The following is a 257-nucleotide window of genomic DNA, read 5'->3' on the forward strand; positions in this document are numbered from 1 at the left end:
CCAACAATTCCATAATCCGCGATCTCAAAAATCGGCGCGTTCTCATTGGTGTTGATCGCTATGATCTGCTCGGAATTCTGCATTCCTGCCGCATGCTGGATCGCTCCGGATATTCCGCATGCAAAGTAGATTTTCGGTTTTACTGTGGTTCCCGTCTGGCCTACCTGGTATGCGTGGTCGATCCAGCCTGCGTCTACCGCCGCTCTTGAGGATGCGATCACTCCGCCCAGTTTATCTGCCAGCTGTTTTAACAGCTC

Annotated in this window: 1 protein-coding gene; it reads right to left on the bottom strand. The window is 52.1% G+C overall.

Annotation, left to right across the window (positions count from 1 at the left end; translation table 11 throughout):
• Positions 1-257: electron transfer flavoprotein subunit alpha/FixB family protein (locus GPL15_RS19845; RefSeq protein WP_215700408.1), on the bottom strand; the 257-nt coding region annotated here is incomplete at both ends.

The organism is Clostridium sp. MCC353, assembly GCF_018785315.1.
In the GTDB taxonomy this organism is placed as follows: domain Bacteria; phylum Bacillota; class Clostridia; order Lachnospirales; family Lachnospiraceae; genus CHH4-2.